18 protein-coding genes and 1 tRNA gene are annotated in these 24,537 nt (G+C 45.6%); 6 read left to right on the forward strand and 13 right to left on the reverse strand.

Features of this window, described 5'->3' with window-relative positions:
* Window positions 1-260: 260 nt before the first annotated feature.
* The 3 genes from ABWW54_RS07135 to ABWW54_RS07145 form a co-directional block, all read right to left on the reverse strand.
* The gene (locus tag ABWW54_RS07135) at window positions 261-2,453 is read right to left on the reverse strand and encodes a PQQ-dependent dehydrogenase, methanol/ethanol family (protein ID WP_353411522.1); all 2,193 of its coding nucleotides are present in this window, start codon (window positions 2,451-2,453) and stop codon (window positions 261-263) included.
* A gap of 196 nt (window positions 2,454-2,649) precedes the next feature.
* A complete protein-coding gene (locus tag ABWW54_RS07140) occupies window positions 2,650-3,771 on the reverse strand; it encodes a beta-ketoacyl-ACP synthase III (RefSeq protein WP_353411523.1) in 1,122 nt (373 codons plus the stop codon).
* Window positions 3,772-3,881: 110 nt separating this feature from the next.
* Complete coding sequence (locus ABWW54_RS07145; protein ID WP_502907772.1) at window positions 3,882-5,459, reverse strand: FMN-binding glutamate synthase family protein; 1,578 nt, start codon at window positions 5,457-5,459, stop codon at window positions 3,882-3,884.
* Window positions 5,460-5,583: 124 nt separating this feature from the next.
* Between ABWW54_RS07145 and cbiB the strand changes: the two genes are divergently transcribed.
* Together cbiB and ABWW54_RS07155 are read left to right on the forward strand one after the other, a co-directional pair.
* Window positions 5,584-6,516 carry an adenosylcobinamide-phosphate synthase CbiB gene (cbiB, locus tag ABWW54_RS07150; RefSeq protein WP_353411525.1) on the forward strand — a complete coding sequence of 311 codons (933 nt, stop codon included), beginning with the start codon at window positions 5,584-5,586 and terminating at the stop codon, window positions 6,514-6,516.
* A gap of 22 nt (window positions 6,517-6,538) precedes the next feature.
* Window positions 6,539-7,555 carry an aminotransferase class I/II-fold pyridoxal phosphate-dependent enzyme gene (locus ABWW54_RS07155; protein ID WP_353411526.1) on the forward strand — a complete coding sequence of 339 codons (1,017 nt, stop codon included), beginning with the start codon at window positions 6,539-6,541 and terminating at the stop codon, window positions 7,553-7,555.
* On the opposite strand, the gene bluB is transcribed toward ABWW54_RS07155, so the two are convergent.
* Window positions 7,552-8,199: a 5,6-dimethylbenzimidazole synthase gene (gene bluB, locus ABWW54_RS07160; RefSeq protein ID WP_353411527.1), complete on the reverse strand. Its 648-nt coding sequence runs from the start codon at window positions 8,197-8,199 to the stop codon at window positions 7,552-7,554. The two genes, ABWW54_RS07155 and bluB, sit on opposite strands and share 4 nt — an antisense overlap.
* Before the next feature lie 245 nt (window positions 8,200-8,444).
* Here bluB and ABWW54_RS07165 point away from each other — a divergent pair, with 245 nt between their 5' ends.
* The 3 genes from ABWW54_RS07165 to ABWW54_RS07175 are packed head-to-tail and all read left to right on the forward strand — an operon-like array spanning window position 8,445 to window position 11,716.
* Window positions 8,445-8,957, forward strand: a complete 513-nt coding sequence (locus tag ABWW54_RS07165) for a (2Fe-2S)-binding protein (RefSeq protein WP_353411528.1) — start codon at window positions 8,445-8,447, stop codon at window positions 8,955-8,957.
* Window positions 8,958-8,959: 2 nt separating this feature from the next.
* Window positions 8,960-11,203, forward strand: a complete 2,244-nt coding sequence (locus tag ABWW54_RS07170) for a xanthine dehydrogenase family protein molybdopterin-binding subunit (protein WP_353411529.1) — start codon at window positions 8,960-8,962, stop codon at window positions 11,201-11,203.
* 15 nt (window positions 11,204-11,218) lie between these two features.
* A complete protein-coding gene (locus ABWW54_RS07175) occupies window positions 11,219-11,716 on the forward strand; it encodes a hypothetical protein (RefSeq protein WP_353411530.1) in 498 nt (165 codons plus the stop codon).
* 100 nt (window positions 11,717-11,816) lie between these two features.
* Here the strand turns inward: ABWW54_RS07175 and ABWW54_RS07180 are convergent, their stop codons facing one another.
* The 6 genes from ABWW54_RS07180 to ABWW54_RS07205 all read right to left on the reverse strand — a co-directional run bounded on the left by ABWW54_RS07180 (window position 11,817) and on the right by ABWW54_RS07205 (window position 18,725).
* Window positions 11,817-12,581 carry a class I SAM-dependent methyltransferase gene (locus ABWW54_RS07180; RefSeq protein WP_353411532.1) on the reverse strand — a complete coding sequence of 255 codons (765 nt, stop codon included), beginning with the start codon at window positions 12,579-12,581 and terminating at the stop codon, window positions 11,817-11,819.
* Window positions 12,582-12,594: 13 nt separating this feature from the next.
* Window positions 12,595-14,031 (reverse strand): serine hydrolase domain-containing protein, encoded by a 1,437-nt coding sequence (locus ABWW54_RS07185; RefSeq protein WP_353411533.1) that lies wholly within the window; start codon window positions 14,029-14,031, stop codon window positions 12,595-12,597.
* Window positions 14,028-15,260, reverse strand: a complete 1,233-nt coding sequence (locus ABWW54_RS07190; protein WP_353411534.1) for a PQQ-dependent sugar dehydrogenase — start codon at window positions 15,258-15,260, stop codon at window positions 14,028-14,030. Before ABWW54_RS07190 ends, ABWW54_RS07185 begins: the two co-directional genes overlap by 4 nt.
* Window positions 15,261-15,435: 175 nt before the next feature.
* Complete coding sequence (locus ABWW54_RS07195) at window positions 15,436-16,290, reverse strand: alpha/beta hydrolase family protein (protein ID WP_353411612.1); 855 nt, start codon at window positions 16,288-16,290, stop codon at window positions 15,436-15,438.
* Window positions 16,291-16,301: 11 nt separating this feature from the next.
* Complete coding sequence (locus tag ABWW54_RS07200) at window positions 16,302-17,012, reverse strand: hypothetical protein (RefSeq protein WP_353411535.1); 711 nt, start codon at window positions 17,010-17,012, stop codon at window positions 16,302-16,304.
* A 255-nt stretch (window positions 17,013-17,267) separates the two neighbouring features.
* Window positions 17,268-18,725, reverse strand: coding sequence for a transglycosylase SLT domain-containing protein (locus tag ABWW54_RS07205; RefSeq protein WP_353411536.1), 1,458 nt, complete (start codon window positions 18,723-18,725; stop codon window positions 17,268-17,270).
* A gap of 171 nt (window positions 18,726-18,896) precedes the next feature.
* On the opposite strand from ABWW54_RS07205, the gene ABWW54_RS07210 reads away from it, so the two are divergent.
* Window positions 18,897-18,987, forward strand: a tRNA-Ser gene (locus tag ABWW54_RS07210).
* 632 nt (window positions 18,988-19,619) lie between these two features.
* On the opposite strand, the gene ABWW54_RS07215 is transcribed toward ABWW54_RS07210, so the two are convergent.
* The 3 genes from ABWW54_RS07215 to ABWW54_RS07225 all read right to left on the reverse strand — a co-directional run bounded on the left by ABWW54_RS07215 (window position 19,620) and on the right by ABWW54_RS07225 (window position 24,496).
* Window positions 19,620-20,294, reverse strand: a complete 675-nt coding sequence (locus tag ABWW54_RS07215; protein ID WP_353411537.1) for a hypothetical protein — start codon at window positions 20,292-20,294, stop codon at window positions 19,620-19,622.
* A complete protein-coding gene (locus tag ABWW54_RS07220) occupies window positions 20,224-22,560 on the reverse strand; it encodes a TonB-dependent receptor (RefSeq protein ID WP_353411538.1) in 2,337 nt (778 codons plus the stop codon). Before ABWW54_RS07220 ends, ABWW54_RS07215 begins: the two co-directional genes overlap by 71 nt.
* A 211-nt stretch (window positions 22,561-22,771) precedes the next feature.
* Entirely contained in the window at window positions 22,772-24,496 is a 1,725-nt protein-coding gene (locus tag ABWW54_RS07225) for a solute:sodium symporter family transporter (RefSeq protein ID WP_353411540.1), read from the reverse strand.
* Window positions 24,497-24,537 lie beyond the last annotated feature (41 nt).

Raw genomic sequence — 24,537 nt, forward strand, 5'->3', positions numbered from 1 at the left:
AGATGGCTTTGAACTCATGCAAACGTGAGTTTATTTCGTCAGCTAGCTACCAAGTTTAGCCAACAAAGATGATCATAAATACCGCTTAACATCAGCGACTAACTTGTGATACCGGTTACTTGACGAGCAACACGCAGTTAACCACCTGTCTTATGCTCGGTGGGAAATCGATCGCTGAGATAGCAATCATCGTGAGATCAATTGAAAAGCCTATTTTTAACCTATGATTGAGCTATGATTGAGCTATGATTGACCTATGATTATTGTAAAGACCGATAGAACGCCGCGTCTCGATCGCTGTTAGCTTCTGTAATTACATACGCTCGGATTGCTTCAGCGGTCTTCTCATCCAAAATCTTATCGAATTTTGGCATGCCTTTAGACTCAAAGGCTCCGCCACGCACGATTTGCTGCCAAGCAATGGCGTTCTTAGTGATCGCAGAATATCTTAGGTTGGGCACTAAGCCAGAAGAGTAAGCTTGATCACCGTGACATAAAGAACAACGATTCGCGTATGCTTTCAAACCTATTTTTAATGTTTCTTCAGAAGCCTCTATCGGGTCAGGTAATACCGGCGTCACACCAGTATCTTGATCTAACTCTGGTAAGTCGCCATCGGCTCCTAATTTAAAAACAAGAACCCTACCTACATTGTTCTTACTACCCGTCGGGAGCACTCCCCCTGTCGCAAGAACATAGGCGCCACCCCATCCTGAGGCAACGGCAATATATTGATCTCCATCTAATTCATAACTGATCGGCGCTGCAACAATCCCCGTTTGAGTAAAAAAGCGCCACAACCTCTTACCCGTCGTTGCGTTGTACGCTGAAAAATGAGCGTCAGCCGAACCTTGAAACACCAAATTACCGGACGTAGAGAGCACCCCGCCGTTCCACGGCCCGCCATGCTCGAAAGACCATGCCTCCTTCTGATTCACCGGATCCCAAGCGAGCAGCCTGCCTTTCAATGACATTTTCAGCGCTCGGATAATTGCCTTTTGTGTAGGCAACATACCTAAGGTAAAGTCAGTTCCGGTATTCCAGCCAGTTTCCGCGTATTGATAATCACTGTCTTCGCCATAGACCCAAGGGGTTTCCTGGGCTGGTATATACACCAAACCAGTATCAGGACTGTAAGACATTGGGTGCCAATTATGCGCACCGAGTGGACCAGGAAGTTGAATATTGGGCTTCTTTCCATAATAACGAGCAAAGGGAGTTTCCACTGGGCGCCCTGTCGCCTGGTCAATGTGAGTGGCCCATGTGACTGGCACAAAATTCTTAGCCGATATTAACTTTCCTGTTTCTCGATCAAGGACATAGAAAAAGCCGTTTTTCGGAGCTTGCATAATAACTTTTCTAATTTCTCCCTCTATCTTCAAGTCCGCCAAAATCATGTGTTGAGTGGCCGTATAGTCCCAGGTTTCACCGGGCGTGGTTTGATAATGCCAAACGTATTCACCCGTGTCTGGACGCACCGCGACCATTGACGATAAAAATAGATTGTCGCCACCTTCTGGGCTTCGCACACCATGATTCCAGGGTGACCCATTCCCAACGCCAACGTAGAGCAAATCGAGATTTTCATCATAAGCCATTGAATCCCAAGCAGTTCCACCTCCACCAGCCTTCCAATATTCACCAGTCCATGTATTAGCGGCCATCTCCATTGTTGGGCTTTCAAACCCGTCGGCCGGATTGCCTGGGACGGTGAAAAAACGCCATAATTGCTTTCCGTCCTGCGCGCTGTAGGCGGTAATGTATCCACGCACGCCTAACTCTGCCCCGCCATTACCAATGATGACCTTACCCTTTATAATTCTTGGGGCGCCGGTGATGGTGTAGGGTTTATTCTTATCAATCGTATTAACATCCCAATTGACGTCACCGGTTTTCGCGTTCAAAGATATTAGCCGCCCGTCTATAGTGGCAGTAAAGACATCATCCCCCCATATCGCAACTCCTCTATTAACGGCGTCACAACATCCCTTGGCGGCTTGTGCCTTATCTACTTGAGGATTATAGCTCCATATTTTCTTGCCATTACGGGCATCAATCGCGTGGACCACATTCCAGGTCGACGTTACGTACATGATCCCATCGTGGACTATGGGTGTTGCCTCTATCCCTCTGCTGGAAGCTAAGTCATACGACCAAGAAAGCCCAAGACGATTAACCGTCTCTGTATTTATTGTAGTAAGTGGAGAGTGTCGCTGTTCAGAATAAGTACGGCCGTGAGACAACCATCCTGAAGAATCGGCCGCCAAAATAAGCTCTGCTGTCACAGACCCTGAAGAAACACGGGCCTCAGGCGCATCACGAAATGATGAGCGGTCATCGACGGGCTCATTACTGCATCCTACGGAGAACTGGCAAACAGACCAGAGGAGCATGGCTTTTACAATCGATGAAGCATTGCTACTAGGAAAAAATCCCACGTCTGTTTTTCGCATGTCCTGCCCCTATAGTGATCATCAGTGCGTTAATGGATTCTAAGCTTGTCAAAAAAGCCCTGAAAGAAAGATGTTTAAAACGGTCAACTTTTGGCACCGTTTTAAACTCCATTTAACGTTACGGCGTCAAAATGCGGTTCTGGGCAAGAAAAAAGCGACCTTCGTATGCTAACTTCGGCATCGTCGCCTCTGATGGTTACCGCTTTCTTATAATTAAACTACCGATGGAATAGCCCGCCCCAAATGAGCAAATCACACCAAGGCTTCCTGCAGGTAGATCTTGATGATTTTTAGCAAACGCAATAATGGAGCCCGCTGAAGCCGTATTGGCGTACTCGTCTAACACTATCGGTGCTTCTTCTAACGTCGCATCCCGACCCAATAAGCGCTTGCTAATTAATAGGTTCATATTAATGTTTGCTTGATGCAACCACCATCTGCTTAAGCTATCCGCAGTCAAGTCGTGTTCACTCAAATGATCGGCTATGTGCTGAGCCGCCATTGGGCAAACTTCTTTAAACACACTTCTGCCTGCCTGATGAAATAGCTTGTCAGCAGAAAAAGGATCGGCATCGGTCGCGTGAGAAACGTAACCAAAGTTTGATCTTATATTATTTGAATACTTAGTAACGGCTTTGGTACCAAGGATGTCATAACTGTGCTTTGACCGGCAGGTTTGCTCCGACTCAACCACAACGGCCGTCGAAACGTCACCAAAGATAAAGTGCCCATCTCGGTCTTTATAATTGACTTGTGGCGATGTTAGCTCAGGATTGATGACCAACACGGACTTGGTAGTCCCAGCGCACACCATTTCAAAGGCGCGCTGTAGCGCAAAGGTCGCGGCTGAACAGGCGACCAACATATCAAAGCCGAATCCCTCAATGCCAAGTTCATTTTGAACTTCGATAGCAATCGCTGGATAAGCTCTTTCTGTATAGGCACAACTGACGATCACAGCGCCAATGTCTTCAGGCCTTTTGTTAGCGTCAAGCAATGCCAATTTCGCGGCATTAATGGCCATTTCCGCTTGATGTGAAAGCTCCTCATCGCCTCGTTCAGGTATTAATGGGCGCATTCGATCTATATCTAACGCGCCCTCTTTCATGTAAATATAGCGCTGTTTGATTCCAGAAGCTTTGTAAACAAATGCCGCAGAAGACAGTGGCATTGCCTCTGCATCCCCAGATTCGATTGCTAAGGCATTTTCAGAATTAAAACGTTCTGAATAGGCATTATAAGAATCAACCAACTCCTCATTGGTAATAACGTGCGGTGGGTTCCAAACTGCGGAGCCACTAATAACTGCCTGAGTCATATTATTTATGCTTCCTAATTAAAGAATGATCATGAGACCGTATAGGCTTATGGCTTAACATTCAAGATCTGAGTCGTTGCGGTTGTTGCAAGGGTTTGTGTTTTTGCTTATCACCAGGCCTTAGCGTTTGCCTCAGTCCAATCCTCAGCCCAATCCTCGGGAATCGTGGCTGGATCTAATAAGCAGTCTTCATCTAACGCTGGATAAAGCTCGGCGTAGCTCTTCACTTCAGTTCCTTGAACACGTCTATTTATGTGTTTGGGACGCAATTGGCTGAGTGACTCAAGGCCCGCCGCCCCGATCAACTCCATCAAGTTTTTAACGCTTTCATGATGGAAATTTGCGACTCTTTGAGATTTATCCGATACCACTAGAGCCTTGTTTCGCTCAGGGTTTTGAGTTGCAATACCGGTTGGGCAATGATCCGTGTTGCAAGCTCTCGCTTGAATACAACCAAGAGATAACATAAAACCACGCGCGCTATTAACCGCATCCGCACCCAGCGCTAAAGACCGTAACATGTGAAAGGCTGAAAACATCTTTCCTGATGCTATGATTTTGACTTTGGATCGCAGTCCTACGCCTATTAACGCGCTGTTAACAAAGATTAAGGCGTCGCGCAATGGCGTGCCAACTGAGTTGGTCATCTCTGTCGGCGCAGCGCCCGTACCACCCTCTCCTCCATCCACTGTGATGAAATCGGGGGTAATTCCGGTTTCAATCATCGCTTTACATATTGATAAGAATTGATCTCGTCGCCCGATACATAATTTGAAACCGACGGGTTTTCCGCCAGACAAAGATCTGAGTTTTCTAACGAACTCTAGCAAACCGACTGGACTGGAAAAAGCGGTGTGAGCAGCAGGAGATATAACGTCCTTTCCCATGGGAACGTTGCGAATTTTTGAAATTTCCTCGGTCACTTTTGAGGCCGGCAAGATTCCACCATGCCCCGGCTTTGCGCCTTGGGAGAGCTTTATCTCGATCATTTTAACCACCTCTTTCGATGCATTTTCTTCAAATAGAGTAGGGCAAAACCTTCCTTCATCGGTTCGACAACCGAAGTACCCAGTGCCAATCTGCCAAATAATATCGCCACCGAACTCTAGGTGATAGGGGCTCATGCTTCCTTCACCTGTATTGTGAGCAAACCCGCCAATCTGAGCTCCTTTATTGAGTGCTCGTATAGCGTTTCTGCTGAGTGAACCGTAACTCATCGCGGAAATATTTAGCGCAGAGGCAAGGTAAGGTTTTTCGCAATCTGGCCCTCCAATATGGACACGCGGGTCGGTGTCATGATTGTCTATCGGTTGCAGCGAATGATTAACCCATTCGTAGCCAGATCGATTAACATCAAATATTGTTCCAAAAGGTCTAGTATCTCTATCTCCTTTTGCTCGTTGATAGATCAGAGAGCGAAACTCTCTAGATATAGGCGTGCCGTTTGAATCCAACTCGACAAAATACTGCTGTATTTCTGGGCGCACAGACTCTAGTAGATATCTAAAATGGCCTAAAACTGGATACAAACGAAGCAAAGAATGTTTTGTCTGATGCATATCATAGACACCTAACAAAATAACTGGCAAAACCGCAGCGAATAGCCAAAGCCAAGTCATTGAAAAGGCGCTCAATAGCAATATAATGGCGCATAAAATAAACGAAGAAATTACGAACTTCTGACGCATTGTCATTGTTTTATCACCTACGAAGGTAGTATCCGATTGCCGTCTAACGCGACGTATTCTTCAACACATACTACGCATACAACTCAACCTATTCAACAGCATGCTCAAAGCATAAACTCCCCTTTTGCTATTCTTAACGATTATTTCTGCGCTACTACTCGATCGTTTTTTCGGCGAACCAACACATCACCACCCTCTTGTTGGGTTTGGCACTGTGGCCGGTACCTTAGAAAAAAAGCTTAATCGACCCAACTGCTCGGAGAAGGTCTTATTTTTTGGTCTAATTTCTGTATCGATTTTGATTAGTCTTCCAGTCGGGGCCTATTTCTTGATTGAACAAGCCGTCAGTCATTATGCCTGGCTATCAAATCTATTTGATATCGTCGTCTTGTACCTTGCAATTGGCAATCAAAGCCTCAAAGAACACGTCAAAGATGTCAGGGACTCCCTGATCAAGGGCGACTTACATCTCGCGAGACAATATCTCGCAAAGATTGTCAGCCGTGATGTAGAACAATGTCAACCAGAGCAGATAATTACAGGCACCATTGAAACCAACCTGGAAAATGGAAGCGACGCCGTATTTGCACCTATATTCTGGTTCATCTGTGCAGGTGCGCCGGGCGTGATTGTGTATAGACTCTGTAATACTTTGGATGCAATGTGGGGTTATCGCACAAACCGGTTCGAATACTTTGGCAAGCCAACGGCGTTGATTGATGACATTCTAAATTACATTCCAGCTCGGCTTGTCGCTCTAAGTTACGCGCTTGCCGGCAACACCAAATTGAGCCTCAATTGCTGGAGAAAGCAGGCTCAATTGTTATCCAGCCCTAATGCAGGACCCGTAATGACGGCGGGCGCCGGGAGCCTAAACATCAGGCTGGGTGGGCCAACAACGTACCATGGAAAAATGGTACAGAAACCTTATTTCGGAACTTGTGTGCCAGCTAAACTGATAGACATCGATCGATCTAATACGCTGATTTCAAGAGTTGTTTTGATCTGGGTTCTAACAGCGTTGGCGATCTCGTCAATCACATTATTGGACGTTTAAACCACAAAAGAAACAAATCACAATGACCTTCACTAACCCAAAACACGGTGGCAACCTAAGCGAAGCGATTCAAGTCCATGGCATTCCTTTCGAGGACTGGCTTGATATGTCGACAGGAATCAGCCCTTGGGGATACCCAGTACCGTCGTTCACAGAGCAACTTTGGAGTCAATTACCACCGCCAACCGAACGCCTGATTCACGCTGCCAAGACATACTACGGCGTTGATGATCGTTTTTTGGCACCGACCCCAGGCAGTCAATTGGCTATCAGGCTTCTTGCAGATCAATTTGAATGCTCTAGCGTAGCTGTTCCGCGTATCGGCTATCAAGAACACGCACACGCTTGGAGATTGGCTGGCCACGAAGTTAAGTTTTATAACACCATTGAACAGTTGCTCGCTTACGTATCAACCAATGCGGTAGAGCACGTGGTTGTTATCAACCCCAACAATCCAACCGGCGACATAGTCGGGCTAGCCGAATTACAAAGCGTATTAGATAACACTCAAGGAACACTGATCGTAGATGAAGCGTTTGGAGATCTATTTGACGACACTAGCGCATTGAACCTACCTGCCGAGAAGACGATAGTACTGAAGTCCATTGGTAAGTTCTTTGGCTTAGCTGGAGCTCGAGTGGGGTTTATTATCGGGAATCACAACGCCGCCAAACGTTTAGCCAACCTATTCGAGCCGTGGTCTTTATCAGGTCCTAGCATCGCAGTGTCGACGCTGGCGCTAGAAGACTCTAATTGGCAAGACTCTCATCGTCAGAGCTTAAAAAGTCAGTCTGAAAAGTTCAGAAACACGCTATTGCGCGTATCAAACTCTTACGATCTGGAAATTAAAGGAAACTCACACTTATTCTTTACTCTCTTCGGAATGAAAAAAAATGTAGACCGATTACACCGCGACTTGGTTAAGGTGGCGATTTGGACTAGACGTTACAATGCAGATGATCCTGAGTATTGGCTCAGAATGTCGCTTCCAAACAACATAAACGAGTTTAACTCTAGAATTGATGACATAGGACACTAAGCATACTTTTCGTACGTCACTTTACTGTCGATTTCTATCTTTTTCTCCCAACCATGCAGTTCTAATTCAGGCTTCTGCAGAAACTGGTCTACGTGCCCTAGGCAAAGGTAGGCTATGAGCTTATTTTTATGCGGCGCATTTAAGGTCTTTTTTACCTTTTCCTGGTCTAAAATACTGACCCAACCCATCCCTATGTTCAGCGCTCGGCTCATAAGCCACATATTTTGAATGGCGCAGACGACGCTATATTCTCCTGCCTCAGGCATTGAGGTCTGGCCCAACACGGGTGTATCTCGTGGGGTGTAAAAAACAGCCAAGTTAACTGCAGAGGCGCGAATTCCTTCTAACTTTAACAACGCATACTTTTGTGCCTTTTCGCTGGAAAATTGGCGCAAAGCCTTTTGGTTTTCATCCTCAAAAATACGGGCTATCTCCTTTCTCGTATGCGTATTTTTAACAACCACGAACTCCCAAGGTTGAGAAAAGCCGACCGAGGGTGACAGCGAAGCAGCCTGTAAAATCAGGGACAAGTCTTTATCAGAAATTTCCTTTTCCACAAAACGGTTTCCACGAACATCGCGGCGATGCAGCAAGAGTTCGTATAACGTTTCGCAATCTCGTTCGGTAAATCGTCTGTCGTTCATAGGGCCCGATTATTCATTGTATGGACTTTGATTTCTATATGTTTCTCATGAATATGATCATCACGATTCAAACTTCCAATTGAATTTAACAGACAGACGCATCAAACAGGCGTGCCTACCAAGGCCCTGCAGGCGTATTGATATGATTTCAACCCAGTCACTGGCCGAATATAACAAGCGCATCAACCAAGCTTTACTGTATATTTTGTCTCATACTAGCGAATAAGATAGGTGTGCGACTCTCGATGAAAATAACCATTAATAAGATTGTTCACGACATTGATGTAGACCCTAACATGCCACTGCTCTGGGTATTGCGAGATGAACTCAATATAAAGGGGCCGAAATTCGGGTGTGGAATTTCAATGTGCGGGGCCTGCACAGTGCACCTGAATGGGCAACCGATTAGATCTTGTTCCTACCCTGTGTCGGCCGTTAGCGGTGAAGTGACCACCATTGAAGGGTTAAGCAACCCAGATGATGATCCTAAATCTCTAAATGCCGTGCAGCAGGCCTGGCTCGAACATCAAGTAGCGCAATGCGGTTACTGTCAGTCAGGACAAATAATGGCCGCTACGGCGCTATTGCAGAAAACGCCAAATCCTACCGATGAACAAATTGACGCCGCCATGTCGGGCAATCTTTGTCGATGCGGGACCTACCCGAGAATTAAAGCGGCAATCAAAAGTGCATCTGCTTCGATTTCTGAACCTACGAGCCAAAATACGACGGAACCTGCCGTCAAACAGGGAGTGTAATTATGGGGACGCTTGCTAAAGTGACACGACGGACTTTTCTATTTGGATCAGTGGCGATTGCTGGCGGCGCTGCGTTTGGCTTTTGGAAATATCGTCAACCGTATGAAAACCCATTATCCAAAAGACTCGAGCCATCGGAAAAAACCTTAACGCCTTATGTAATTATCAGTAAAGATGGCATAAAAATAATTGCGCCAAGAGCGGAAATGGGACAAGGAAGCCATACTTCTTTGGCAGCCCTAGTTGCAGAGGAATTAAGAGTAAAACTGTCTGATGTATCGGTAATTCACGGGCCTGCATCGAAGGCATACTACAACGCTGCCGTAATGGAAGAAGCCGTGCCTTTTGCCCAAGTAGATGAAAGTTCGTTGGCGAGGAACGTGCGTGAATTCACGAAGGTGCCAGCGAAATTTTTAGGCTTGCATATCACCGGTGGGTCTTCGAGTATTGCTGACGGTTTTGACAAAATGAGAATGGCCGGCGCGGTGGCTCGCGATACGTTAATTGAGGCAGCCGCAATTAACCTTCGGGTGCCGGCTTCAACTCTTACAGCTGACGATGGAGCGGTGACTACCATTGACGGTCGACGTATAGCTTACATTGATTTGGCGGAGTCTCTCGACGGGATAGAGCTTGCAAAGGAACCTATGTTGACACCTCAATCTGAATGGCGGGTTTTAGGTCAATCTCAAGATAGAGTTGATATGTTCGGTAAAGTCACTGGCACTGCCGAATTTGGCATTGACGTTGAACTCCCAGAAATGCTTTTCGCAACCGTTCGCATGAATCCAAGCATTGGAGGAAAAATGCGAAGTTTTGATGCATCCAAGGCGCTCAATGAACGAGGCGTTGAATCAATAGTTGAATTAGATAACGGCATTGCTGTGATCGCCACCAACACATGGTATGCGTTTAATGCAGCCAGAAAAGTTGCTATTGATTGGCAACAATCTGATGGCCCTCAAACACAAAAAGAACTGCTTAACTTAGTGCTAGACAGTTTTGATGATGACTATAAAGACAGCCGTTTTAGAGACGATGGAGACTGCGATGAGGGGTGTGAAAATGCCGAAATCATTTCTGCGGAGTATCACGTTCCCTACTTAGCCCATGCGGCGATGGAGCCACTAAACGCAACAGCTTTACTTAAAGATGGGCATCTTGACATATGGGCTGGCAATCAATGGCCTACACTGGCGCGCTCGAAAGCCGCTGAGATTAGCGGCCTCTCTGAAGACGATATAGAAATACACACGCTGTTGATGGGTGGTGGGTTTGGACGTCGCTTAGAGCCTGTTTATATTGAGCAGGCAGTAAAATTGGCTATGAAACATGAAGGCCGCCCCATCAAGCTTACTTGGACGCGCGAAGAAGATACAACACACGACCACTATCGGCCGTTAGCCGTCGCCAGATTCCGCGGTGTCATGGGTGACCATATCCCTGAAACCATTGATTTCGAAACCGCAAGTGCCTCCGTCGCCGCCTCGCAGATGGGCGAACGAGCGGGTATTCCCGCTGTGGGGCCGGACCCTGCAATCGCGCAGTCTGCATGGGATCAACCCTACAAGGTACCCAATTATCGAGTCACGGCTTACCGAGCACCGGCGGCCATTCCAGTCAGTTCGTGGCGTTCGGTTGGTGCTTCTCAAAATGGTTTTTTCCATGAGAGTATGCTCGATGAACTAGCCCATTCTAAAGGACTGGATCCATTGAAGATGCGTTTGGATATGATCAACCATCTACCAAGTCAAAAGGTCTTAGAAGCCGTTCAAGCAATGTCTAACTGGGGCTCACCGTTACCTAAGGGCACGGGGCGAGGTATCGCCTATTGCCTGTCGTTCGGAGTTCCTGTCGCTGAGGTCATTGAAGTAGTCAACACAGACAGAGGCATCAAGATAACAAAAGCATTTGCGGCAGTTGATGTCGGCGTGGCTTTGGACCCAAGAAACATTGAAGCTCAAGTTTTTGGAGGCCTTAATTTTGGTTTGGCCGCGGCGATGATGGGTGAAGTAACGTTTGATAAGGGGGCTGCGCAACAAAGTAATTTTCACAACTATAATTCGATACGAATGAATCAGAGCCCAGATTTTTCGATTAAGATATTGGAGAACGGCACTCGCGTAAAAGGGATTGGGGAACCGGCAACGCCACCCGCTGCTCCGGCTTTGGCGAATGCCATATTTTCGGCTACAGGAAAACGCATTCGTGAGTTACCATTGTCTAAACATATAAAATTTGCTTGATAAGGAGCGCGTTAAATGATCAAACCTTACATTCTCACTGCTGTCGTGTTTTTAATTACGGCACCTTATTCTGCTAACGCCGTATCTGATGGTTCTGATTTAGCCGCCCAGGTGAGAAAGTGCGCCCTACTCCAGGACGATGCTAAACGAATTGGGTGTTATGACCTCATTGGTGACAGTTTACTCAAATCAGCGGACCCGATTAAGCCTAGCGAACACGTCGTTTCGGCCAAAGCAAACACAGATTTGCCAGACACATTAGGCGGGGGTAAGTTCGATACTTCGACTAAGGAAACCAAGACCAGCCGAGGTAAAATCACGTCTTGTAAAAAGACGCGCGACAATCGTTGGTTTTTCTTTTTTGAAAGTGGTCAGGTTTGGAAGCAAACCGATCGCCGACAACGGTTCTTTAAAGACTGCGACTTTTATGCGAATTTAACCGAAGATGGATTTGGTTATAAGATGACCTTAGAAGGCAAGAAAAGTAAAATCCGCGTTAAACGCGTTAGGTAAAGCCATCGTGCTCGACTATTTTAAAGCTCTGCACGTTTAAGGTTAGGCAAGTTGTGCGGTGACCTTGCACAACTCGCCGTCATAAATCGATCAATACGCTCTAGTTAGGTTTACGAAATAGCAGCGTAAAACGATCTGTATTTCCGGTCACACTTTTACGGCCAACCTCATACCTGAGCTCGTCATCAGCTCGGTAATGTAGATCGCTGAATCCATCAAACTCGAAACCTAAGTCGAGCAACTCCTTAATGATTTCAACTGGATCCGCGCGACGACGATTCTCAAGAGTGTGTGGCTCCATATGTCGCCGAGTGTGATCGACTATGCCGTAAATACCACCTTTTTTTAGTGATTTAAATACTTGCTGGTTTATGATTTTTCGGCTTGGAGCGTCAAAATTATGCATATTGCGAAACGTCAACGCCGCATCAAAGCCTTTCTCTTTAAACTCAAACTCGCTGATTGAGTTTGTTCCGGCCAGCTCTCCCTTGTCAAAATCAACAGCTATATCCAGAACCTTAACTTTATCGAAACCATCTACTTGACCGATCAATTTTTCACTCACTCGTCGAGTTCCTAGCGCAACGTGTAATTCACCCTCGTCCTTTAATACGGGTGCCAAGACTTTTGTATACCAACCTCCACCAGGAAAAATCTCCAACACCTTCATAGTGGGTTCAATTTCAAAAAACTCCAATGTTTTTAGAGGCTTACGATTTTTATCTCGTGCTTTTTCTTTATCACTTCTAATGTCGGATTCCAGCGCTTTGTTAACCGCCAGTGTTAGCGGGCTGCCCTCTTCAGATTGTGCAAAACCTGCTGTACTAAAAGATATGGCCATCGCCAACGCTATTGCTCTACGCATAAATATTCTCCAGTTATTGTTTATCAGTAAATGCTTTTAAAATCTCTTTTGTTAATTTCCAGCGGCTGAATCCTTGGCGCCCAAAATCAAGGCCCCGGCGCACTATGACAAGATCATGAGACGGCAAAACGATAACGAACTGGCCGCGATTACCTGATGTGGAATAAGCATCGCTGGGTACATCATCGAGAGTATCAGGGACCAACCACCAATGACCGCCATAGTCCGACCCGCGCACGCTGCTCGCTGGAGCGGGAGTTCGTATAAAATCGATCCATTCTTGAGAGATCAGCTGTTCGCCATCCCAAACGCCATTTTGCAGATACAACAGGCCTAGACGAGCCAAATCTCTGGCATTGGAATAAACCTGGCTACTTAGTATGAAGTCACCAAATCGATCCATGCCCATTACGGTATTACGCATTCCGATTTTGTGCAGTAACTCTTTATACCCAAATTGATGGTAAGCCGTCCCCAGTTCTTTTTTCATGGCTAGAACAGCGAGGATCGTGTCGTAATTTTCATATTCCCAGAGCTCACCTGGCTCTCGTATTAGGCCTCTTTTGCGAGCTCCAACTGAAGCACTTGAACCAGCCCAATATGACAACCCCGATCCAGTTGCATACTCCATCCCATAACTGTCTACCGGGTAAAGACCACTTGTCATATTCAACAAATGCCTCAAACTTATCGCTTTTCTTGGGTCAGATTCAGGATTAATTTTCTCTGGTAACCAATTGATATCTAAAGAGCTGTCGAGTTCAAGTCGCCCATCGTCCACCAATAGGCCGACAATGCTTGCGGCAATGCTCTTGGCGGTAGACCACGTTCGCGTCTTAGTGTGCATATCGAACCCATCGGCGTACCTTTCGTGCACTATTAGACCCTTATGAACAATCAATAAACTAATCGTGTCTTGTTCCTCTGTATCACGGTTGAACGCCCAGTCCGACGCAGCTTGAAGCGCCTTTTGATCAAATAAATCTTCGTCTATTGGTTCTGACAAGACATCGCCAAGGGGCCAAGGCGTAGAGGCCGGATTGAAGCTCGGCTCTTTGATCATCAGTTCGGGAAGACTTGAAACATCCTCCAACGATTGGTCTGGTGACATCACGACACAGCCCACACCCTCTCTGTACGCGGCGGTAATTTCGATACCATTTTTTCCACCGCCTACCGATACGCTTCTAATTGCTTTGTCGACTGAATAGTCGATCCCGTCTGTTGTTCCTAAGCGACCTCTGATATAGGCAAGTTCCTGCTTAAAAACCTGCTGCAAAGACCGATCGGAGGTGAACAAGCCATTGCACATTAATACGGCCTGCACGCCATTACGGATCATTTCTCGTTGAGGAACAAAATAATCACTTTCTTCGCCGTTATCGGCTAAAACAACTGACGCTGAAATTGTTACTACAAAGAGAGTAATCAATAGAATCGGCTTGTTCACGTTTTAGCGTCCTCTTGTGTGTAAGAAATTCTATAAATTGCTCCCGCTTGATCATCCGAAACCAAGAGTGATCCGTCAGGCAGCACAAGCAAGTCCGTGGGTCGTCCCCAATTTTTTGCTCCCTGCAACCACCCTCGCGCGAAGATCTTGGGTGTTTTAGGATGATCGCCGTCTAACTCAATGAAGCTTATATAATAGCCAGCTGGATCAGAACGGTTCCAAGAACCGTGATGAGGAATTAACACATTGTTATGGTACTGACTTGGAAACATATCACCAGTGTAGAATTTCATGCCCAGAGGAGCGGTATGAGCAGGCAACTCCAGCGCTGCTTTTGTGAACTCGAGGCCGGCGGGAGGGCTAAACACATAATCTTTATGGCTCTTTCCGTAAACATAAGGGAAACCGAAGTGCTGACCTTCCGTGCTAACTCTATTGAGTTCTTCGGGTGGTAAATCGTCGCTCCAAAGGTCTCGACCATTATCAGTAAACCACAGCTCCCCAGTATTGGGGTGCCAGTCAAATCCTACGGTGTTGCGGATGCCATACGCTACCGTCCTCTTGTCTTTGCCATCGAGGGTAATACTCGTTATAACCGCGTAGCGATCATCCGATTCGCAAATATTGCAGGGAGCTCCTACCGGTACATACAAGCGATTATCTGGTCCAAATGCGATGTACTTCCAGCCATGATGCTTGTCAGCTGGATAACTGTCGTTCACTACCACTGGCTCAGGGGTCTTGTCTAGATTAGATTCTATTTGGTCATAACGCAGAATTCGATTAGGTTCGGCAACATAAAGAGAGCCATCTCTAAAAGCAACACCATTGGGCATGAATAGGTTGCGCTCTAGCTCGAGCACCTTGTCTGCTTTGAAATCACTATTCGAGTCCACTACAGCGTAAACGCTGCCCAACCGTTCTGGACTACTACGACGCCCTCGAGTACCCACGAATAAGGTCCCATCGTCGCCCAAGGCCATCGATCGAGCGCCAGGCACTTGATCTGAATAGAGCTCTATCTTAAACCCCTTCGGCAGCTCAATCATGTCCAAGTACTCTTCCTTAAAGCCACCTTCATAAGGGTTTCTACCGACTACCACGGGGTTCTGATCCTGAACAGCGGCGGATTCAGCAAGGCCTTTTGCATTGAGCGAGGCTTGGTAACTTGAAACTAATACAAATAGCGCACCAATTAAAGATGCCTTTTTACTAAAAAAACAGGTCATGACAAGAGGTCCAATAGGTTAAAAAGTAAGTGTTCAATTCACAGGTATTTGACGCCCGCGAACCCCAAAAAATGCATCTTGCGGCTAAGATGCATGTGAATAAGAAAACGTCGCAAGAAATTGAAAAATAATGGATGGTTTCGGCCAGTCTATGTTGCCTACCTTTAAATCGGCACTACCACCAATCCAGAATACTAGAAACCGTCGAGTTAGGCGATTTCGCCCAACCAAAATGATCCGCCTTCACCAATGATTCCCTTTCTCCCAGGGAAAGCTCTTCGCTTGAATAGCTTACGCGAGTGACGTCGGCAATCGGCATCTTGTTCAAGATGGCTTCAACGGCAGCCTTAGGAGCCAAACCGTCGTCTTGAAAACTCACACTTAAAACCTTTCCTTTAAACTCTTCAAGTAATAAATCAATATTGCTTGTGACGCCCTGCACCCGATATTGATTGCGTTTTGCTAGATGACGCCAATCGTTCATAACTTGGCTGGACTCATTTCCTCCAAACCCCGTTAAACTGCCTCGATAATACCCAAACATAAAATTCATTGCCGGAATTAGGCAGAGAAGCGTAATTATTTGAATTCTAGGTAAACCTATATATGCATCGATCCAAGGAGAACCACATGCAGGCAATACAACTCGATCAACCCGAGAAAGGTTTAACGCACAATAGCACAGCGCCAAATGTCCACCGAGGCTATGGCCCAAAATAGCGGTGCTCCCGCCAAGTTCGGTATCAACCCAATCCAGAACAGCAGGAATATCTGAGTCGATCGGCTCGAAAAATCCCCACGTCGACGTCCGGCTGGGACGCACTGAACTCTTGCCATAGCCACGTTGCTCTAACAGGATCGCGTTAAATCCGTTTTCACAGAGCTCCTCGGCTAATACCTTATAAAACGAGGCGCGAACGCCCAATGCCGGCATCACCAAAATATTTCTAGTGTTGCCCTGCGTTGATCGAACGAAGCAAGGAACCGAATACCCGTCTTTAGCCTCAATATGAACCCAGTTTGCGATCACGCTCAACGTATCTACCTTTGCTTAGCCACATTGCGTATCACGCCGAGCCTTTCACTTTGTTCATCAACGTAGGCAATACATGCTCGCCAGTCATCAGCAAAATAATCTCTAATTGATTCTAAATCTTCTTGAAATATGAGAGGTTCAGAATCAAGCCAAGACTGAGGGGCGAACCGAGCAAGCCGCATAAAGAGACCTGACACCCTAATCAACACTCTCTCTTTGATGGACTTAAGCAATCGATAATCTTGTATAGAGGTATTGACTAGATTTTCTTTGTCTAGGCTTGGGTCTAGGAATTTTTGCGAGAATTGCCTTCTGAGTCTAAGTTGCTTATCCGTATACGACTTGTGTACCGCCTTTTGACTGATTTTCGACCGATCTATTTCACAGGTCAACCCAGCACAAAGCGTATCAAGGTAGAAATCGGGATCATTTTTATAATCTTCAAAAATTAGCACTAGCGGTCGTTTTCCAGTGATCTTTTCAACGTATTCGATTAAGCGCATGTACGTAAAATCTTCTAACTTTCGCACACCCTGATTGTTCTTAATGTCCAGAAACTCAGGAAATCGATAGGTATGGCCATTCTTAACGTTCAAGCGGTATGTGGATGCGGCCAGTGCATCATGACGACGAAGGGATATAATTATTGTACTGTCAAAAATCTCATGCACCTTCTCACAGCGGTCAAAAATATATTCCCCTGCTTCCCTACTCATGAGAACTTTAGAATCCTTAAACCTCTTCTTTTCGCTTTCCCGTACGCGAAAATTATTACGTGGAATGTACTGGATACCCATCAATGCTGGAAATACAGTCTTTTGCAAAAAGGTCGATGCGGCACGCGCATAACCCACATGGAAAAAAGTTTCTGGTACTGACATTTAATTAGTAATAAGGGTGATTAACGGGTGTGATTATACGGGTGCTTAGGCGCAAGCGTTAGCCAAAGTTGACGTTGATTCGACTAGTATCTAAAGCGTGTCTCGAGGTTCAAGTAAAGTCAGTGAACGATGGAGCTCAGCTTCAGACCGTTGATGCAAGTCGTAAAACCGTATGATGTCTGTGAATTTTTGGATACGGTCAACGTAATTTTTTGCCTGAACTCCTTTATCAAATGGAGTTCCATACAGTGTTGGGAGTAATTTACTGATGGTATTCCATTTGGACCGATCGAGCCCTTGATCGCGCGCTTTTTTATAGGCAGCCAAGATATGCTTATAGCCAATGTTATACGCACCTACGGCAAACCAAGTGCGCTCAGGCTCTTCTATCAATTTAGGAAGACGCTTTTTAAGTCGTTTTAGGTAAATCGCAGCGGCATCAATACTTTCATCCATATTAAGCCTGTCTTCTACCCCCAAAAACTGTGCAGTTTGAGTGGTCATCTGCATTATCCCTCGGACGCCGGTTGGCGAACGGGCCTCGTTTGACCAGTGCGACTCTTGATAAGCAAGCGCAGCCAACAGTTGCCAATCTAAATTCCCACGCCTAGCGGCGGTACGGAATTTATATTCGAAAGACGGCAGTATTGTTTCAATTCTACGGTGTAGCGCCAATGTGTCGTAAATCGACAGCCGCGGAGGCACCCCAAAGTGTCTTTTTGCTAGCCTTGCCGTCGTACCATCTGACGACGCGTTTCCTAGAAATGCGTTTAAGCTATCCAATAGTTTTCTATCATGCCGTTTTGGCAGAGCCCAAACAACGTCAAGCTTTTCGGGCAATATAAAACTTCTGTTTAAATTTGGTAAATAATACTTAGCGTTTTTGGCTCGGTAATCGGTACTCAGCACAAATCTTGCTGTACCTTGATCAACTGCACTGAGCAACTGATATTCGGATCTATAATCGTCTTCGATTTCAAGGTCAGTAAATTGATCTATTTGATAATAGCGGGAAGAAGCAAGTATTTTTACGTTTTCAAAATCGCTGAGCGTGCGTGGTGCCTTGGTGCCACGCTTGTAAAGAATCGTGGCTTTCGCTTTATACCAGGCTATGGTGGGCTGCGTTACTCTCCTTACGTATTTCGAGTCGATGATGCCTCCGACAGCTAAGTCACCAAAACCACCCTCCAAAAGAGTAAACAGTTCCGCGTACGGCACAACATCTAACTTGAGTTCAACGCCCAACATGTCAGCGTACCGCGCTAACAACTCATACTCGAACCCGTAGTTTTCCCTGTTAAAGACATACAATGAATCCGGTTCATCAGCGATCAAAACTCTCAAGGTGCCATTCGCCACGACCTGATCTAGAGACTGGTTTTGAGGCCTCAGGTAGTATTGAATAGCGGTAAAAACAATCAGCCCAGAAATTAATACTAGCTCTATATTCTTGACGGAAAAACGCAGAAAAATCGTTAATAACTTGACCAGTTTCTTGATGATTTGTATGAAGCCCATCAAGAGAGAATAACGATTACAAATATTCACTGCAATAAGCAATTGAATACAGACTCATTCTGGTTTATCCTCCGCGCCGTTGGTTACAATTAGTGTCGAAGACGTACTTGATATTGTGTACGGTACTTTCGAATTCTTAAGAACACTGATTTGTACCAAAGCAAAGAGCGAAGCTTAGGAAGCTTTCTCACAGCAAGTTTCGGAGAGGTGGCAGAGTGGTCGAATGCGCACGCCTGGAAAGTGTGTATACGTTTATAGCGTATCGGGGGTTCGAATCCCCCTCTCTCCGCCATAATTTAATGATCTTTTGAATGCAAAACTCTTCGGTCGTCTACACGCCGACATGCCTTTTGTTGTGTCGCCTAGCAGCACCGATTAAGCTTGACTCGAGCGAGTAGTAATCAATCGGTTCAAACGAGAGTTACGAAACCGAGATTGGCCTCAACAGGCGACGCAAGCAACAAGCGACGATCAACTAAACAACCCAAGTTTACCTGGTGCTTTATATCGCGACCTATCGGTACCGACTGCTACTAAATCGATACACAGTCCTCAAACTTATCAATCACTCTTTGAATCTCTGCTGCCTGAATGAGTTGATTTAGCTTTCCATCGACATGGTATGTTTTTGAGAGAATTCGATCGATTTCTTTTTTTAAACGAAGTAATGCCATGGTTTTTACTAATAATAAATCTAATTAGAATCTATCAGTGGGCACTCTACTCTGCTTCACCCGTTTGGGTGAATTTACTCTGTTTGTCTACAACTGAGTAAACAAAACATCCCTTATGCTGGCACTGATTTGTAAAAATTAGGTTGCTTAGCGATCAAGCCTATAAATCGCATGAAACTTATCGATATTTAGATTGATCGATCGTGTTCGACTCCCTGAATTGCGCCAAGACAATTATCCTTAGGACGCCTTAGAGTGTATTTTTAGCTCTCTTTAGCGATAGTTCTCGCTCCACCAACTGAAGGCGTTTATTCTCTATTTCAATTCGTTGAGCTTCAATCAACATTTGCTCTTTGAGAAGACGGTCTCGCTGTGTCGCTACGTCAGAACTCCGACTATTCTCCTGATCTTTAACAATGCTTGTTTTCGGCTCGCTAGAGGCGCCAGACCCCAGCCGTCTACAAACGGCTCTGGCCGCCGCAACTTTCTTCTTTGAACAAAATTTTTGTTCATCTTGTGAGCACCATTTTGCTCTTGAAGTGGCTTCCTTTCTCAAGTTTTGCAACTCTTCAACATCTGAGCATTTGACTGAGACTTCGTAATAAACGGAACCTTCTATATCAAATTCAGTTTCCAGAGAAATCACATCCACACCACCATAAACAGCAGCCTGCCCTGTCAAATAGAGAGATGCCATTACGATCATGTTACGAGTAAAGTTGCCTTTCGAGAATATATTAACCATTGCTGCGAGTAGAAATAATTTGGACAGTGCTTCCAGTGATAGGAGCACGTTTGGAATTAAAAAAAGCCGCCCAATCTCTTGGGCGGCTAACTCAATAAATCGAGGAGATTTAGAAGTTTGCGCGAAATGAGATGCCGAAATATCTCTGTGCGTCACGCGGAATTTGGTATCTGAAGCCATCACCACTGAACGTAGTTACATAACTTTCGTCACCCAAATTTTTACCAATCAACGACAGTCTGTATTTATCGTCATTGAATGAGAATGCCAAACTAGCATTCAGAATGTCATACTCCGGCAAGATTGCTTGTGGCGCGACGGAACCATCATTTGCAGGCAACCCAGCTACTTGCTCATCCACGTGAACAAACGAGGCGTCTAGGATCATATCGAAACTCGAAAACGGCATAATGTAATTGGCATTTAGGCTGTATTTCAAGTCAGGCGAAAATGGCACATCTAAGCCGCTACGATCGGTACAAGCAGTGCTTGGCACGCCAACTGGGCAATTAAAACGATCAATCTCAGCAGTTATCGATGCGAACCCACCAGACAACTGGAAGTTTTCAGTGGGCTGCCACACAAAGTCGACTTCAATGCCCTCTGTTGAGATATCACCAGCGTTAGTTAACGTGGTTGTAGCGGTACCCAAACTGGTGTCGATATTGTTAGCCTGCAAGTCTTCAATATCAGTACTAAAGATAGCGAAGTTGGCGAATAAATTACCCGTAGTTAGCTTATAACCAAGTTCGATCTGTTCAGACGACTCAGAACTGATAGGCAAAGTATTCGCCAAAGCTTGATTGTAGAAAACATTGAAAGCCGGCCCTTTATAGCCTTGAGATACGGTTCCATAAAACAAACCAGAATCGCCAATAGCCCAAGTAACACCCAATTTTCCTGATGTGTCAGTTTCATCAGTAACACCAGTAAAATCGCTATTATTACCAGCGCCTCTAACGCCTACACCACGACGACCGAATGGGTCATCGTTGATTCTGCGGTGGTTAAAAGACACCTCGTCATCGGTGTATCGCAGGCCAAAGATCACGTCTACGTTTTCAGTAACTGCGTATGAACCTTCACCAAAAACAGAAAAGTTTTTGAATTCAGTATCAAAGTTAGCCGTTGCCGCGACAATATCCGAATCTAAACAGGTCAAGCCTGGGTTGGCAGCCAATATTGGGTCATTATTCGGGTGTACTTGGCAGCTTGCGTCACGTCTGAATCGACGATCAGATTTCAAGTTCCAGTAGAAAAGTCCCGCCTGCCAAGTCAAGGCATTGCCCGTTGGTGACGCTAAACGAACCTCTTGAGACAATTGCTCCCAACTTTGCTCACCAATATCATGAAGTTGAAAAAATGTAGAACTGAAATCGACTGGACGCCCAAAGTCACCCGCCGTTGAGGTAAAATCACCTTCTCGGACCTCAGTGTTATCCCATTCACGATACGCGGTAATCGACGTTAATGTGTATTCGCCTACGCCCGCTTCAACTTGCATTGAAAGAGACGTGGAATCATCGATAGTTCGTGTGGTCAGATCATGATCAACTGATCGTTGATCAAGGTCAAGGTCGGCTACGCCGTTAACAACGCCTAGACTGTTAGGGTTAGCCGGAGAGTTCAAATCACGACCATTAGGCAGCAAGCTCAAATCGGCACAACAGTCATCATCAGCACTGTAGTCCTCTGCTATGAACAAAAATTCAACATTTTCACTGGCATCCCATTCAAGCATTCCTCTCACGCCTTGACGGTCATACCCTTGGATTGTATCTCCATTGAACTCGTTTTTAATATAGCCGTCAAAACTACCATCAAAGACCGTTAAGCTTGCTCTTGCATTGTCGCTTAGTGGCCCAGAAACGCGACCCTTGATACGAAATTCATCATCTTCGAAAGCAGACACATCGATTGAGCCCTCAAATTCCTCAGACGGACGCTTAGTCGTTAAATTTACCACGCCAGCGGACGCGTTTTTACCAAACAGGGTTCCTTGAGGGCCCCGCAATACTTCTAAACGTTCAAGATCGTAAAGATCTGTGAAGGCTTGGCCAGAGCGTCCTAATACCACGCCATCGACAACAGTCGACACACTTGGTTCCGCTGCAGTACTAAAGGAAATGGTTCCTATTCCACGAACTACAACGGCTGAATTTCTGTTGGTATTCCCTTTTCGGAAAGACACCGAAGGCACTAATTGCTGTAGGCTTTCAAAGCCAACTGCGTGTGCGTTTTCAATCTTATCGCTATCCAGAACCGACACCGCTATCGGCACATCCTGAACGCTTTGTTCACGCTTTTGCGCGGTAACAATAATCTCATCGAGAAAACCACCTTCAATCACATCACCCTCTTGAGCGTGCGTGATTGGGGAAACAATCGCTGCCGCGACAGCGGTTAGGGCAAAATTCCGAACACCAGTAAGTGCATTCGTTTTCATATATCTACTCCTCTTTTAATAATATATTCTGGTTATTGCTAGTAGGTATCGATCTACTTTGTTGATCAGAAACTATTTGGATGAATCTCATCAAATAATCACAAAATTCATCCAAGACAACAGTCTAGCTGATCGCGACACTCTTTTACAAGACATATCTTATATAAGACTAAATTGTGTGCAACGTGTTTCATGTAGAAATAGGGTTTTATTACGCTATTTTTTGATCAAAGTGCCTAACAGACCATCGACAGAAGCCGATATTAGCAATCGCTATAAGAACGAGAGCAATCCAAAACGCCGCATCAAGACCGCCTACTAAGCCGATTGGGGAAAACAAAACATACAAAGCGACTATGCACGCAAACAGGGTTCCACTCGCGGCCCATGAATACCTCCATGGCGTCAGATCAACTTTAGGGCTGGGTGTGAAGTACTCCCTACTTTGACGAGGAGTTTTAATACTAAAAAACCACATGATTCCGACCTCGATGGCAAACAAAATCGCGTACAAATGAATAAAATGGATGCCAATATCAACATTAAATTTAAGCTTCAAAACGACGTATATTCCATAAACGATCACGTGAAAGATGATTGCGACCTTAGCGCCGAGAGCTGGAACTCTCGTGGTGAAAAGACCCACTAGCACGATGGATATAACGGGAATGTTATAAAAACCAGTGAACATTCGAATAATTTGCCAAAGACCATCGGGCGCGTACTGTAGCAAGGGAGCCACTATGAATGAAAACAAGGCGATGACAACGCTGGCTACTTTTGCCACCTTTATCAATTGCTCATCTTTGAGCTTAGATTTAACCAGGGGTTGATAAACATCGAGCACGAACAACGTCGCCGCACTGTTTAACAGTGAGTTGAAGGAGCTAAAAACAGCTCCAAGCAACACGGCCAAAAAGAACCCTGACAGGTAGACTGGAAGAACATCTTTCACTAGTTGCGGGTAGGCCAAGTCAATGGTGGGAAGCTGTCCGCCTGCCGAACCATAAAGATGAAATGCGATCACACCTGGGAGCATCATCATAAATGGGACCAGCAACTTGAAATATCCTGAAAGTAAGACGCCTTTTTGCCCTTCGGCTAGACTTGCTGCGCCCAAAGTTCGTTGTATCACATACTGATTGGTACCCCAGTAAAATAGATTGGCCAGTATCATTCCTGTAAAAATAGTACCAAATGGAACTGGGTCCGTGGGCGCCCCGATAGCATTAAGTTTTTGCGTCTCGGTGGTGGCAATTTGTGTTAACCCAGCCAAAAAGCTACCATCACCAAGCAGCATCAGGCCCAGGGTGGGTACCAATATCCCTATTATTAACAACCCAATACCGTTAATGGTATCTGACACAACAACGGCTTTAAGCCCACCAAAAACAGCGTAGACGGCTCCGACACTGCCAACGATTAGTACCGTTACGATGATCGAAGCTTCTTTGCTCAAGTTCAATAGCGTAGGCACATCGAACAGCTTAAGAACAGCAAGCGACCCTGAGTAAAGAACTGACGGGATGGTGACAAGCCCGTAGCCAAGCATGAAAAGAATGACCGTCATCCGCCTCACATCGTCATCAAATCTATCTTTTAAAAAGCCCGGCAACGTTGTAAAAGCGCCTGAAAGATAACGAGGCAAAAACAGTAGAGCCATGACTATTGTGGCGACCCCTGCCGTCACTTCCCAAGCCATTGCGCTCATATTGAACCCATAAGCTGACCCATTAAGCCCGATTAACTGCTCAGCCGACAAATTGGTCAATAGCATGGAACCTGCGATAAACGTCCCAGTTAATCCCCTGCCCGCCAAAAAGTAACCATCTTTATCATCAACGCTTCCCTTTGTCTTTTGATATGAAATCCAGCCAACTAAGGCCATGAAAAACACGCAGGTTACAAAGGTAAATAGCAAGTCACTTGATTGCATAAATGATCTCCAGTCTTATTATTTTTATGTTCGTCTATTTC

Origin of the sequence: Arenicella sp. 4NH20-0111, from assembly GCF_040366405.1 — a bacterium.
In the GTDB taxonomy this organism is placed as follows: Bacteria; Pseudomonadota; Gammaproteobacteria; order Arenicellales; family Arenicellaceae; genus Arenicella.